The sequence below is a fragment of the Streptomyces shaanxiensis genome (assembly GCF_039537145.1).
Classification (GTDB): Bacteria; Actinomycetota; Actinomycetes; order Streptomycetales; family Streptomycetaceae; genus Streptomyces; species Streptomyces shaanxiensis.
Genome location: NZ_BAAAZY010000014.1, coordinates 102,971 through 118,718, shown reverse-complemented (window position 1 = coordinate 118,718; position 15,748 = coordinate 102,971). Strand labels below are relative to the sequence as shown.

Sequence of the window (15,748 nt, the reverse complement as noted above, 5' to 3'; positions counted from 1 at the left end):
AGGTCTGGCAAGGGGGCCGGGCCGACCGAGGCGTCTGCGCGTTTCTCTGGCGCGCCCCTCGAACTCCAGTTCCTCGCCCACCGATTCAGACAGGTGAGACTCGCAACATGGTTCGTTCCCTGGTCGATCTGCTGACCACGCATGCTTCGCACCACCCCGACCGAACCGCCTACCGCTACCTCGTCACCGGCGATGTCGACGGCGAGATCCAGGAGATCTCGTACGGCCGTCTCGCCCACCGCGCCCGTGCCGTCGCCGCCTGGCTGCAGGAACGTGGCCTGGCCGGAAGCCGCGCCATGTTGCTGTACCCGCCCGGCCTGGAGTTCATCTGCGGCTACCTGGGCTGTCTCGCGGCCGGTGTGGTCGCCGTGCCGGGCGTCCCGCCGCAGGGCCGCGCGCAGAACCACCGCGCCCTGACCCGGATGAAGCGCCTCATCGCCGACGCCGACGCCAAGGTGATCCTGGGCGGCCGCGAGGTGATCTCGGCCCTGTCCGGGATGGCGGAGCACCTGCCCGAACTCGCCGACATCACCTGCGTCGCCACCGAGGACATCCCCGACGAGGCGGCCGCCGCCTGGCGGGAGCCCGATCTCACCGCCGACTCGGTCGCCTTCCTCCAGTACACCTCCGGCTCCACCTCCGCCCCGCGCGGCGTGATCGTCACCCACGGAAACCTGCTCGACAACGAGCGGGTCATCACCGAGCGCATGGGCCACACGCAGGACACCATCGCCGAGCACGGCCACGAGATGTTCGTCAGCTGGCTGCCCGTGTACCACGACATGGGCCTCATAGGCCCCGTCCTCAACACGGTCCACCTGGGCGTGACCGCCACCCTCTTCTCCCCGCTGCACTTCCTGCAGCAGCCCCAGCGCTGGCTGACCGCGATCAGCCACTACCGCCCGCACACCAGCGGCGGCCCCAACTTCGCGTACGAGCTCTGCCTCAAGCACGCCGGCCCCGAGCTCCTCGACGGCATCGACCTCAGCAGCTGGAAGGTCGCCTTCAACGGCGCCGAGCCCATACGCGCCGCCACCCTGCGCCGCTTCGCCGACACCTTCGCCCCGGCCGGCTTCCGCCGCGAGGCCCTCTACCCCTGCTACGGCCTGGCCGAGGCCACCCTGATGGTCACCGGCAGCACGGTCCACACCGCGCCGACCCTGCTCCAGGCCTCCGAGTCCGGCCCGCACGCCGGCCAGTCCGACGCGGCGGCCGTCGGCTGCGGCCGTCCCGGCCCCGACGTCACCGTCGCCATCGCCGACCCCGAGCGGCGCGAGGAGCTGCCCGAGGGCGAGGTCGGCGAGATATGGGTGCGCGGCGCGAGCGTCGCCAAGGGCTACTGGCGCAACGCCCTCGCCACCCGCGAGACCTTCCGCGCCACCCTGACCGGCCATGACGGCCGCTTCCTGCGCACGGGCGACCTCGGATTCCTGCGCGACGGCGAGCTGTTCGTCACCGGCCGCCTGAAGGACCTCATCGTCATCGACGGGCGCAACCACTACCCGCAGGACCTGGAACTGACCGCCGAGATGGCCCACCCGGCCCTGCGCCCCGGCTGCACCGCCGCGTTCTCCGTAGACGCCGTGGACGGGGGCCAGAGCGAACAGTCCGTCCTCGTTGCCGAGATCACCCCTGACGTGGCAGCCGAGGCGGAGAAGATCACCGACGTCGTCCGCAGCGCGATCGGCGAGGCCCACGGCCTGTCGGTCCGTGACGTCGTCCTGGTCGAGCCGGGCACCATCCCCAAGACGTCCAGCGGCAAGATCCAGCGCCACGCCTCGCGGGCGGCCTACCTGAACGGCACCCTCGCCGTGATCGCCGCGCCGGCCCTGAGCTGACCCCGCCCAGTCACCGTATTACGTCGGCGAGTGCGCCGTACGACGGCCGCAGGGCCGCAGCCACGATGCGAGCCCTGCACCGCGTACGGCTCCAGCCCTTGCCCGAATCCACGAGGACACCTGTCTAGATGCCTGCGCACGAGTCCCCGAAGCAGTCCCCCGACCCGTCGCTCACCGCGCCCGAGGGCGTACGGGCCTGGCTGGAGTCGGCCGTCGCCGAGGCGGCCGGGCTCGACCCGCTGACCGTCGACCCGGACCGGCCGCTCGCCGAATTCGGGCTGGGATCACGGAAGTTGGTGACGCTGGCCGCCGAGCTGTCCGCGCTGACCGGCCGGCCCCTGGACCCGTCCCTCGTCTTCAACCACCCCACGATCACGGCGCTCGCCGAGGCGGTGTTCGACGACGGGCGGACGCCGACGCGTGCGACGAGCGCGGTCCCCGCGTCGGCCGACGTACCGGTACGGCACGACGACGACATCGCGATCATCTCGATGGCCTGCCGCTTCCCCGGCGGTGCCGACGACCCCGAGGCGCTGTGGCGGCTGCTCGCCGCGGGGGAGGACGCCATCACCGAGGTGCCGGCGGACCGTTGGGACACGCAGGGGCTGCACGACCCCGACCCGGAGGCCCCCGGCAAGGCGTACTCCCTGCGCGGCGGTTACCTCTCCGGCATCGACCGCTTCGACGCGGGCTTCTTCGGGATCTCGCCGCGCGAGGCCGCCGCCATGGACCCCCAGCAGCGGCTCCTCCTGCAGACCGGCTGGGAGGCCGTCGAACGCGCCGGGATCGTCCCGGACACGCTGAACGGCAGCTCCACGGGCGTCTACATCGGCCTGTACGACAGCGGCTACCTGGCCTCGGCCGCCCTGGACCAGCTCGACGGGCATGTCGGCACCGGCTCGGCGTCCAGCGTGGCGTCCGGCCGGATCGCCTACACCCTAGGTCTGCAGGGCCCGGCGGTCACCGTCGACACCGCCTGCTCCTCCTCCCTGGTCGCTCTGCATCTGGCGGCGCGGGCGCTGGCGGGCGGCGAGTGCGACCTGGCGTTGGCGGGCGGCGCGTCGCTGCTGGTGACGCCGCGCGGGCACGTCGAGTTCAGCAGGCTGCGTGGGCTGTCGCCGTCCGGGCGGTGCAGTCCGTTCTCGGCGGACGCCGACGGCGTGGTGTGGGCCGAGGGCTGCGGCGTGGTGCTGCTCAAGCGGCTCGCCGACGCGCGCCGGGACGGTGACCGCGTCCTCGCGGTCGTCAAGGGCTCGGCGATCAACCAGGACGGCCGCAGCCAGGGCCTCAGCGCCCCCAACGGCCCTGCTCAGGAGAGGGTGTTGCGCGCCGCCCTCGACGCCGCCGGGCTCCAGCCGCACGACCTGGACCACATCGAGGCGCACGGTACCGGCACCCGGCTGGGCGACCCCATCGAGGGCCGGGCCCTGGCCGCCGTCTTCGGGCCCGGCCGTCCCGCCGAGCGCCCCCTCGGGGTCGGCTCCCTGAAGTCCAACATCGGCCACACCCAGGCCGCCGCGGGCATCGCCGGCGTCATCAAGACCGTACTGGCCCTCCACCACGACCGGATACCGGCGTCCCTGCACGCCGAGAACCCGACCGAGCACATCGACTGGGCGTACGGCGGACTGCGCGTGCACGGCGAGGCCCAGGCCTGGCCGCGGGATCCCGGACGGGTGCGGCGGGCCGGCGTGAGCGCGTTCGGGATCAGCGGCACGAACGCCCACGTGGTGATCGAGGAAGCCCCCGCAGAGCCGGCGCGGCAGCCCGGTGACCTCCCCGGCGCCACCCTCTTCCCGCTCTCGGCCCGCACTCTCCCGGCACTCCGGGCACAGGCAGGCCGCCTCCTCGAAACCCTTGAGCGGCAGCCCGATTTGCCACTCCCGACTGTGGCCGCGACGCTGGCCCACCACCGCACCCACTTCGAGCACCGGGCCGTCGTCCGGGCGAGCGACCACGCCGAACTGCTCACCGCCCTGCGCGCACTCGCCGAGGACCGGCCAGACACCGACCTGACCGTCGGCCCTCGACAGACCCTCCCTGCAGGCAAGGTGGCCTTCGTCTTCCCCGGGCAAGGCGCCCAGTGGGCGGGCATGGCACGCGATCTGCTCGACCGCGACCCGGTGTTCGCCGACGAACTCGATCGCTGCGACGCCGCCCTGCGCCCCTTCACCGACTGGTCGGTGACATCCGTCCTGCGTGGCGACGCGGGCGCCCCGGGACTGGAACGCGTCGACGTCGTCCAGCCGGTGCTCTTCGCCGTGATGGTGTCGCTCGCCGCGGTGTGGCGTGCCCGCGGTGTACGGCCGGACGCGGTCGTCGGACACAGCCAGGGCGAGGTGGCCGCCGCGTGCGTCGCCGGGGCACTCAGCCTCAACGACGCCGCGGCCGTGGTCGCCCTGCGCAGCCAGGCGCTGTCCGACCTGTCCGGCACCGGCACCATGGCCGTCGTCGCCCTGCCGCACACCGAGGTCGAGGCCCGACTCGCGGACAGCGACGGCAGGGTCGGCGTCGCCGCCGTCAACAGCGGCCGCTCGACCGTCGTCGCCGGTGCCGTGGACGCGGTGGAGGCCCTGCTCGCCGACCTCGACCGGCAGCAGGTCTTCGTCCGCCGCCTCGACGTCGACTACGCCTCCCACAGCGCGCAGGTCGAGCCGGTCCGGGCGACCATCCTCGACGAACTCGACGGAGTCACCACCTACCCCACGTCCGTCGCCTGGTACTCCACGGTCACGGGCGAACCGGTCACCGAGGAACTCGAAGCCGACTACTGGTACACCAACCTGCGCGAACCCGTCCGCTTCGCGCCCACCGTCGAGCGCATGGCCGCCGACGGCTACCGCTGCTTCGTCGAACTCAGCCCGCACCCGTCGCTGCTCACCGCCCTGCACACCATCGACGAGGGCCTGGTCGCGGTCGGCTCCCTGCGCCGTGACGAGGACGGCCCCGCCTGTCTGGACCGCGCCGCGGCCGAACTCCATGTCCACGGACGGCGGATCGACTGGCGCCGACTGGTCCCGCACACCGCTCCCGCGGACCTGCCGACGTATGCCTGGGACACCCAGCGCCACTGGATCGAGCCGGCCGCCTCCGCAGCCGCCCCGGGGCTCTTCGACCGCGCCGCGCACCCGTTGCTCGGCGTTCAGCTCCAGTCGGCGGACGAGACCCGCTGGACCTTCCGCAACGAGTGGTCGCCGGCCACCGCCGAGTGGCTGCCCGACCACACCGTCTTCGGCCGGACCGTGGTCTCCGGCACCACCCTGATGGAACTCTGCCGGGCCGCGCTCGCGGTGGCCCGCCCGGAGACCCCTTGCGACGTCACCGACCTGCTCCTCCTGGCTCCGCTCACCCTGCCCGACACGGACACGGTCGAGGTGTCCGTCGAGGTGGTCACCGTCGGGGCCGTACCGGAGATCACGGTTCACAGCCGCCCGCACGGTCAGGAAGCCACCGACTGGACCCTGCACGCCACCGCCTCCGCCGCCGAGTCGGCTGCCGTGCCGGCCGACGAGGCACCGACCTGGCCCGAGACCGCCGAACCGGCCTGGGGCGAGGAGACCTACGAGCGACTGACCGCTCTCGGCCTCGGCTACGGCCCGGCCTTCCAAGGCGTACGACAGGCCACCGCGTTCGGCGACGGGACCGTGCTCGCCCGCCTCTCGCTGCCGCCCGTGGCCCATGACACGGCCGACCCCTACCCGCTCCACCCGGCGCTCCTGGACGCCGCCCTCCACGTGGCCGCCGCCCTCGACACCGACGACCGGAAGGTCCTGCTGCCGGTCGCCGTGGCCCGCTGTGTCCTGCCTCCCGGCGGAGCCACGGACCTCATCGCGTCCGTACGCAGGACGGACGGCGGCTCCGGCACGGACGTCACCCTCGACGTCGCTCTGTGGGACGCCGACGGCTTCCCGGCGGGCCGCCTGGAGGGCGTACGCCTGCGCGCCGCGAACCCGGCCGACCTGAACAGCGGCTCGGAGAACGCGCGGCACCTGTACGAGGTGGCGTGGACTGCCGTAGGGGAGACGCAGGCCGAGGTACCCGGCGCCGCGTGGGCCGTCCACGGCGACCCGTCCGACCCGGCGGTGGCGGCGGCCTTGCGCGACCTGCGTGCGGCGGGCGTCCAGGTCACCGACGAGGGCGCCGAGACCGTCGTACGAATCTGGCCTCGCCCGACGCCCGACACCGAACCAGCCACCGCAGCCCACGAGTTGGCGGCCACGGCCCTGGCCGAACTGCAGGCGCTGATCGCCCTCCCGCCGGACCGGTCGCCCACGCGCACCCTCTGGGTGACCCGCGGGGCGATCGCGGCGGCCGACGGGGACGCGGTCGCCGGGTTCGCCCAGTCCGTGCTGTGGGGACTGGTACGCAGCGCCCGCAGCGAACACCCGGACCTCGGGATCGCCCTCCTCGACCTCGACGGTGACGAACCGTCACTGCTCTCGGCCGCCGAGCACACCGACGAGCCGGAACTCGCCCTGCGGGGCGGTGAGTTGCTTGCTCCGCGCCTCGTCCGTGCCCGTACGGCCGCGTCCGACGGCACGGCTCAGCTTCCCACCGACGGCACCGTACTGATCACCGGAGGTCTCGGCGCGGTAGGCCGCCAACTCGCCCGCATGCTCGCCGAGAACGGCGTCCGGCACCTGCTGCTGACATCCCGTCAGGGTGCCGACGACCCCCGCGCGGCCGAGGTCACCGCCGAACTGACCGCACTCGGCGCCGAAGTCGACATCGCCGCCTGCGATGTCGCCGACGCGGCGGCCGTGGCGGACGTACTGGCCCGCATCGGGGACGAGTCACCCCTGCGCGGAGTCGTGCACTGCGCCGGAGTCCTCGCCGACGGCGTGGTGGCCGAGCTGACCCCCGAACGGCTCGCGAAGGTGCTGCGCCCCAAGGTCGACGGGGCCGCCCACCTGCACCGGCTCACCGCCGACCACCCGCTCGACCTCTTCCTTCTGGTGTCCTCGGCCGCAGGAGTCGTCGGCAACGCGGGCCAGGCCAACTACGCGGCCGCCAACGTCTTTCTCGACCAACTCGCCCACCACCGGCGGGCGTTGGGCCTGCCCGGCGTCTCGGTCTCCTTCGGTGCCTGGGCGGGGGAGGGGCTCGCGGCGGTCCACGCCGACCTGGAGCGGATGGCCCGCGTCGGTCACCGCGCCCTCACCGCCGACCAGGGCCGGGAGCTGACGGGGCTCGCCCTGCGGCGCGACGCCCCGCACCTGGTCGCCTGGGCGCTGGACCTGCCCCGACTGCGAGCCGCCGCACCGACGGACGCCCTGTGGCGCTCGCTCCTCCCCGCGACCGGGCGCGTTCGTGCGGGCAGCCGCACCCTGGCCGACCGCCTGGCCCGGCTGCCGGAGGCCGAACGTGCTTCGCGCGTCCTCGCCCTGGTCCGAGAGGAGGCCGCGCACGCCCTCGGCCTGCGCTCGGCGGAGTCCGTCCGCCCGGACCAGCCGCTGCGCGACCTCGGCATGGACTCGGTGACGGCGGTCGAGCTGCGCAACCGCATCAGTGCCCGGATCGGCGCCAAACTCCCGGCCACCCTGCTCTTCGACCATCCGACGCCGGGGCGTCTCGCGGAGTACCTGCTGGGCAGCGCCCTGGCGACAACGGGCCGCACGAGCCGGAAGGCACGGCCCGCACCCACACGCTCCTCGGACGAGCCGGTGGCTCTGGTCGCCATGGCCTGCCGACTGCCCGGCGGCGTCACCGACCCGGAGGGGCTGTGGCGCCTCGTCGCGGAGGGGCGGGACGCGGTCGGCCCGTTCCCTGCGGGGCGGTGGGACGTCGAGTCGCTGTACGACCCCGACCCGGAGGCCCTCGGCAAGTCCTACGCCCGCGAGGGCGGCTTCCTCGACGACATCGACTTCTTCGACGCGGGCTTCTTCGGCATCACCCCGAAGGAGGCGGCGGCCATGGACCCGCAGCAGCGACTGCTGCTGGAGACGGCCTGGGAGTCGCTGGAGCGCGCCGGAATCGTGCCCGCCGACCTGGCCGGCAGCCCCACCGGCGTGTACGTCGGCATGTTCGGCAGCGACTACCTGTCCGGCACCCGGCTCGACCAACTGGACGGCTATGTCGGCACGGGTTCCGCCCTGAGCGTCGCCTCGGGACGGCTCGCGTACACGCTGGGGCTGAACGGGCCCGCCCTGACGGTGGACACCGCGTGCTCGTCGTCGCTGGTGGCCGTGCATCTGGCGGCGCAGGCGCTGCGTGCGGGCGAGTGCGATCTGGCGCTCGCCGGTGGTGTCACCCTGATGGTCACGCCGCAGACCTTCGTCGAGTTCAGCCGGCTGCGTGGCCTGTCGCCGACGGGCCGTTGCCGCTCCTTCTCCGACGCCGCCGACGGGGCGATCTGGGCCGAGGGCGCCGGCATGGTCGTACTGAAACGACTGAGCGATGCCAGGCGCGACGGTGACCGGATCCTGGCCGTGCTGCGCGGCACCGCCGTCAACCAGGACGGCCGCAGTCAGGGCCTGTCCGCGCCGAACGGTCCCGCGCAGGAGCAGGTGATCCGGCGCGCGCTGGAGCAGTCCGGGCTGCGCCCCGCCGACATCGACCACGTCGAGGCACATGGCACCGGCACAACCCTGGGCGACCCGATCGAGGCGAACGCCCTCGCGGAGGTCTTCGGCGCCTCGCGCCCCGAGGGGCGCCCGCTGTACCTGGGCTCGCTGAAGTCCAACGTCGGGCACGCACAGGCCGCTTCGGGCGTCGTCGGCCTGATCAAGGTCGTGCAGTCACTGCACCACGAAACCCTGCCGCGCACCCTGCACGCCGACACGCCCAGCCGCCACGTCGACTGGGCGGACAGCGGACTGCGTCTGCTGCGGGACGAGGTGGCCTGGCCGGCGTCGGCGGAGCGGATCCGGCGTGCGGGGGTGAGCGCCTTCGGGATCAGCGGCACCAACGCGCACGTGATCGTGGAGGAGGCGGAACCGCTCACGCCCGAGCCCACGCCCGAAGTCCCGCCGGGCAAGCACCTGTTCGTGCTGTCCGGCCGCGGTGAGGCAGGCCTGCGCGGACAGGCCGCCGCCCTGGCGCGCCACCTTGCCGACGACTCCGTCGCACTGCCCGACGTGGCGCGCACCCTGGCCCTGCACCGCAGCCACTTCGAGCGGCGTGCGGCGATCGTGGCCGAGGAGCGGGAGCGCGGCGAACTGCGGTCCGTTCTCGGCGAGCTGGCGGCCGGGCGGATGCCGTTGCCGCCGCACCGGGAGGAACAGGCGGGGAAGGTCGCCTTCGTCTACGCCGGACACGGTGGTCAGTGGCCCGGGATGGGCCTGGACCTCATGACCGAGTCGGAGGCGTTCCGCGAGGAGCTGACCCGGATCGACGAGGCGGTGGAGCGGCACGCCGGCTGGTCGGTGCTCAACGCGCTGCGCGCACCGGAGGAGTTCTCCCCGCTCGAGCGCACCGAGTACCTGCAGCCGACGCTGTTCGCGGTGAACGCGGCGCTGACCGCCGCCTGGCACTCGCTCGGCATCACCCCGGACGCTGTGACCGGCCACAGCCTGGGCGAGATCGCCGCCGCGTACAGCGCGGGCGCCCTCACCCTGGACGACGCCGTGGCCGTGGTGACCGGGCGCGCCCGGGCGGTCGTACCCGTCGCCGGCCAGGGCGGCATGCTGTCCCTGGACCTCCCGCGCCCGCGCGTGGAGGAACTGCTCGCCCCCTACGCCGACCGGCTGTTCGTCGCCGCCGTCAACAGCCCGCACTCCACGGCCGTCTCCGGCGACGCCGACGCACTGGCCGAGCTGCGCCGCGGCCTCGACGAGCAGGGCATCAAGGTCCGGCCCCTGTCGACGCCGTTCGCCTCGCACACCCCGCTGATGGCACCGCTGCGAGACGACCTGCTCGACCGCCTCTCCGGCATCCACGCCGGGCAGGCCCGGACCCCGCTGTACTCGACGGTGCTCGCGGAACCCGTGCCGGCAGACCGTCTCGACCCCGGCTACTGGTACGCCAACCTCAGCGAACCCGTCCGCTTCGCGGACACGATCCGCCGCATGCTGGACGACGGCTACCGCTACTTCCTCGAACTGAGCCCGCACCCCTCGCTCGGCTCGTCCATCGAGGCGGTGGCGGCCGAGGCCGGAATCGACGCGGTGAGCGTCGGCTCACTGCGCCGACAGCGCGGCGGACGGGACGTCCTGCTGGGCAGGCTGGGGGAGTTGTACGCCGCCGGCCACACCCCCGACTGGTCCGCGCTGTTCCCGGCGGGCCGCCGCGTCGACCTGCCGACCTACGCCTTCGCCCGCGAACGCCACTGGCTCGCACCCGCCCCGGCCACCGCGACCGGCGCCTCCCCGCTCCTCGGCACACATGTCGAGCCCAGCGACGAAGCCGACCGGCACCTCTTCCAGAGCGAGGTGGACCTGCGCGACAGCCGCTTCGCCTATCTGACCGACCACAAGGTCACCGGCGAGGTGTGGCTGCCCGGCGCCGCCTTCCTCGACATGGCGCTGGAGGCCGCCTCCGCCGTGCAGGACGGCGCCGACGTACGGCTCGCCGACGTCAGGTTCGTCCAGCCGCTGCGCCTCGACGAGTCCCGGCCGACCCGGCTCCAACTGGTCCTGAGCCCCGCCGTCGACGGCTTCCGGGACTTCACCATCGCCTCGGCGCCCACGGGACGCGGACAGCGCACCCGCTGGGAACGTCACGTCGGCGGCCGCGTCGCCCTCACCCCCGCCGAACCCGGCACCGCCCCCGGCGACTCCCTGGCCGCCCTGCGCACACAGTGCACGGAGCAGGTCGACCTGCCGACCGTCTACGGCGGTCTCGCCGCCCTCGGCATCGAGTACGGCCCCGCCTTCCGGGGCCTGGAGTCGGGCCACCGCACCCACTCCGCCAGCCTCGCCCGACTGGCCGACAAGCCCGCCGCCGGCCATCTGCTGCACCCGGCCGTCCTGGACGCCGCCTTCCACGCGGCCGCGCTGCCCGGCGGGGCGCCCGAGGGACGAGCGTTCGTGCCCGCCGGTGTCGGCCGGCTCCACCACACCGGCCTGCGCACCACCCCTGTCTGGGTGACCTGCGAACTGCGGTCCGCGTCCGGCGACACCGCCACGCTTGACCTTCGGCTGTACGACGAGAAGGACCAACTGCTCCTGGAGGCCGAGGAGTTCGAACTCGCCGCGCTCTCACCCCTGGACGGGGCACTGTTCGAGACCCGTTGGCAGTCCCGCCCGGCCGCCAACGAGCCGCCCGCACAGGGCACTTGGCTGGTCCTGGCCGACGAGTCGGGCGTGGCCTCCGAACTCGTCGACCAGCTGGGCAGCAGCTCCGTGCCGTACGTGGTCGCCCGCAGGGGCGAGGAGTTCGCCGCCGAGGGGCCCGGCCGCTACGTCCTCGATCCGGCCGACCCCCGGCAACTGGCCCGCCTGCTCGACCAGGCCTTCGCCGACGAACTGCCCGAGCGCATCGTCCAGCTGTCCGCCCTCGACGCTCCGGCGATCGAGGACATCCGCACGGCCGAGGAGGCCGCCCGGCTGTGCTGCCTGAGTACCCTGCACCTGGTGCGCACGCTCGCCGACCGGGCGCAGGGCCCGGCGCCGCGCCTGTTCGTCGTCGTGCGGGGCAGCCAGGCGGCCGGTGACAGCACGCAGGTGACGCAGCCTCAGCAGGCGCTCGCCTGGGGCTTCGGCCTCGCGGTGGCGCAGGAGCACCCGGAGCTGAGGACCACGCTCGTCGACCTCCCGCCGACGGACGGCGTCGACTCCCTGTGGACCCAGCTCCGGCACGCCGACGACGAACGGCTCGTCGCGCTGCGCGGCACCGGACGCCTGGTACCCCGCCTGACCCGCACCCGCCCGGACGACGGCGGTCACACGGCCGTCACCGCCGACGGCGTGCATCTGATCACCGGTGGCCTGGGCGGCCTCGGACGCGTCGTCGCCGAGCGGCTGGTCCGCCGAGGCGCCCGCCGCCTGGCCCTGATGAGCCGGAGCGCGCCCTCCTCGGATGCCATGGCCTGGATCCGGGATCTCGAAGAGCGGGGCGTGACCGTGCACGTGGCCCGCGCGGACGTCGCCGACCGCGTCGGCCTCACCGCCGCCCTGGACGCCGTAAGCCACGCACTCGGCCCGATCACCGGCGTCGTCCACGCGGCCGGTGTTCTCGACGACGCCACCATCGCGAACCTGACCGACGAACGCGTCCGGCGCGTCCTCGCCCCCAAGGTCCTCGGTACCGCACTGCTCACCGAACTCACCCCAGACGCAGAGGACTTCGTCCTCTTCGCCTCCGCGGCCGGTCTGCTCGGCTCGGCCGGACAGAGCCCGTACTCGGCGGCCAACGCCTTCCTCGACGCCTGGGCCCACCACCTCTCCCGCGCGGACCGCCGGGCGCTGAGCCTGGACTGGGGCGCCTGGTCGGGCGTGGGCATGGTGTCCGGGTCCGGGGCCCGCGAGGCCGAGACGGCCCGCTCGGGCCTGGTCGCCTTCTCGGCGCAGGACGGCGGCGAACTCTTCGACCGCGTCCTGACCACCGCGCGCCGCCAGCTCGCGCCCCTTGCCCTGGACTGGGACATGCTGGCCCTCGATCCCGACGCCGCCCGCACCCGGCCGATCCTGGCCGACCTGGTCACCGTCCCCACCGGTACGCCCGACACGGACGACCTCGTCAAGAAGGTGTACGCCGCGACCACCGACACCGAACGGGCCGTACGGCTGGAGGCGTACGTACGTGCCCGGGTCGGCGAGGTCGCCGGCGGCGCCGTCCAGGTCTCCGCGACCACGGCCCTGAAGGAACTCGGCCTCGACTCCCTCATGCTCGTGCGGCTGCGCAACGCCTTCGCCCGCGAGCTGGGCGTCGAACTCCCCGCGGCCACCGTCTTCTCCGCCGCCGACATCCGCGGCCTCGCCCAGGCCCTGAGCACGGCACTGCCCGAGCGGGCGGCACAGGACCAGCGGCAGCACACGGCGCCCGACGAGCCGCGGCCTGCCGCCGAGGTACCGGCTACCGAACTGCACCCCGCGACCCGCGACGTCGTACGGCTGCTGCGCAGCGCCCAGCCCGGCATGCCGGAGGCAGCCCACGCCGTCGGCCTGGCCGTACGCCTCACCACACCGACCACCCGTGAGGCCCTCACCGGCATCCTCACCCGCCTCACCGCACGGCACGCGGCCGTGCGCACCGCCGTCGTCAGCGCCGCCGAGGGCGGGCGGCAGCTACGGGTGGACCGCGAACTCGCCGAACCGCCGCTGCGATGGACGGTCGTGCCGGACGACACAGGCCTCGACGCCGCCGACGGACTGCGGGCGCTCCTGGAACCGCCGTTCGCTCTGGAGACGGCGCCCCTGTGGCGCTTCGAGCTGCTGGACGGCGGCGAGCGCGGCCAGGTCCTCGTCTACGGCGCTCATCACGCCGTCAGCGATCTGCAGTCGCTGCTGCTCGTGGCGGGCGAGATCGACGCCGAACTGTCCGGCGCGGCGCTCGACGGCACCGTCAGCAACCGCGACATCGCCCTGTTGATCGAGGCCCAGCAGGCGGTCGGCGGGGAGGCCGACACGCAGGCCGACGCGGACGAATGGCGCGACGCCTTCCAGGGCAGCGCACGCCTCGACCTGACGCTGAGCCGACCGCGCCCGCAGACCCGCTCGTACCGCGCCGGCAGCGTCACCGTGCCGATCCCCGACGGCCTCACGGACCGGATCTCGGCCGCCGCGAGCCGCCTGGCCGTGACCCCCGCCGCGTTCTGTCTCGGGACCCTCACCGTCCTGCTGGCACGGAAGCGCGAGCGCGAACGTTTCGTCCTCGCCGTGCCTGTCGACACCCGCATCCACGCCGACGCATACGACGCCGTGGGCTTCTTCGGTGTGCCGGTGCCGTTTCCCGCCGAGGCGAACGCGGGGGAGCGGATCGAGGAGGTGCTGCGCCGCACCGACGGGCGTTTGCAACGGGTGCTGGCCAAGGGAGCGATGTTCTCCGACGTGCTGCCGGTGCTGGCCCGGCAGGGCCTGTACCGGGCCGACGCGCCGCTGGTCGAGGTGTACTTCAACTACGTACGCGCCGCGGGCCGGCCGGCCGCCCTGGAGGTGCTTCCGGCGGGCACGGGCTACTCCGACCTCGACCTGATGATCACCATGACGCCGGACGCGGGCCGCATCCGCCTGGACCACAACCTCGACATCCTGGACGCGGCTGCCGTCACCGAGCTGGGGGAGGAACTGCTGCGGCTGCTCGCGGAGACGGCCGGGGATCCGGCAGGACCGGTGCGCACGACGTCCATGCCGACGCCCACGACGGCCGAGATCCCGGAGGCAGGCGCCGAGCCGGTCCCGGTCGCGGGGCCCACCTCCGCACCGGCCCACCGGCTCGCCCTCGCCGCCACTTTCGCCCTCGGCAATCTGCCCCTGATGTGCGAGACAGCGGTCGACGAGTCGGTACGGGACGGCAGCGTCACGACCGTTGCGGAGGCGCCGTACCACCACGTCCTGGCGAGCCTGCGCGACCCGAACGGCGTGTTCGCCGACCCGGTCACCACCGCGGGAGTCGTCCTCCTGCGGGCGGCGGACCTGCAACGCTTCGGCCGCGTCGACGACGCGCTGCTCGCCGAACTGCGCACCGCCTACCCGGCCGCACTGCGCGCGGTGGCCGAGCGCACCCGCAAGCCGCTGATCGTCGGCTTCCTGCCGGCCGCACAGCCCGAGGACCGCCTCAGCCGGTGGGAGCGGGAGATCGCCGCCGAGCTGGCCGACGCGCCCGGGATCGCCGTACTCGGCCCCGACGACTGGACCTGCCACCGCCCCGTCGAGGAGCCTTTCGACGAGCGGACCGAACGACTGGCCCACCTCCCGTTCACCCCGCACTTCCAGGCTGTCGTCGCTCTGCGTCTCGCCGAGGCCGTCCGCGCGGTACGGCGCCCTGCGCCGAAGGTGATCGCGGTCGACGGCGACGAGACCCTGTGGGGCGGGGTGGCCGGGGAGATCGGCCCCGAGGCCGTCGATCTGACGGGTCCGCGGGCCCAGCTCGCCCGCAGGCTGTTGCAGTGGCGGGCGGCAGGTGCGCTGCTGATGCTGGTCAGCAACAACGACGAGGACACGGTCCGTGCCGTACTCGACCGGCCGGACAGTGCCCTGAAGGCGGAGCACTTCAGCGTGCTGTCCGCGGCCTGGGGTCCGAAGCCGACCCGTCTGGCCGAGGCGGCGCGCACGCTCAACCTCGGCCTGGACAGCTTCCTGTTCCTCGACGACAACCCGGCCGAGATCGCCAAGATGCGCGCCGCGCTGCCGCAGGTGCTGTCGGTGACCTGCCCGCCGGAGACCGAACTGGCCGAGTTCCTTGGCCGGTTGTGGCCGCTGGTCCCCGCCGCTGCGACGGCCGAGGACGCGCTGCGGGCGCGGTTCTACGAGCAGGAGCGGGAACGCGACGCCGTGCGCGAACAAGCCGGTTTCGAGGAGTTCCTGGACGGGCTGGAGCTGGAGGTCGACATCCGCGCCCTGTCCGACGCCGACGTCCAGCGTGCCGAGCAACTCGTGGCCCGCACCAACCAGTTCACCCTCCGAGCCCGATCCGCCGACGGCGGCGACGTCGCCCGCTGGCGGGAAAGCGGCGAGATCTGGACGGCGGCGGCCCGCGACCGCTTCGGCGACTACGGCCAGATCGGCCTCCTCGCGGTGCGCCACGAGGGCGACCAACTCGACGTTCTCGCCTGGCTGATGAGCTGCCGCGCCCTCGGCCGAGGCGTCGAGGAACGGCTACTGCAATGGCTGGCCGACCGCGCCGAGGAACTGGACTGCGCCAAGGTCCGCCTGACCGCGGAACGCACCCCGCGCAACGCCCCGGCCCGCCGCCTGCTGTCGGCGCTGGGCGGCGGCGACCAGGACGACGAGCAGCTGGAGACCGTCGTCACGCCGGAACTGCTGCGGGAGTTCCGCTCCTGGCGGCGTCAGTGACGGCACCGATCAGTGTGC

The 15,748-nt window shown here is 73.8% G+C and carries 2 protein-coding genes; both read left to right on the top strand.

Going from position 1 to position 15,748, the window contains the following annotated elements:
- The first annotated feature begins 107 nt into the window (after window positions 1-107).
- Window positions 108-1,838 carry a fatty acyl-AMP ligase gene (locus ABD932_RS28950; RefSeq protein WP_345016916.1) on the top strand — a complete coding sequence of 577 codons (1,731 nt, stop codon included), beginning with the start codon at window positions 108-110 and terminating at the stop codon, window positions 1,836-1,838.
- 128 nt (window positions 1,839-1,966) lie between these two features.
- Window positions 1,967-15,730 (top strand): SDR family NAD(P)-dependent oxidoreductase, encoded by a 13,764-nt coding sequence (locus ABD932_RS28945; protein ID WP_345016914.1) that lies wholly within the window; start codon window positions 1,967-1,969, stop codon window positions 15,728-15,730.
- The last annotated feature ends 18 nt before the right edge of the window (window positions 15,731-15,748 follow it).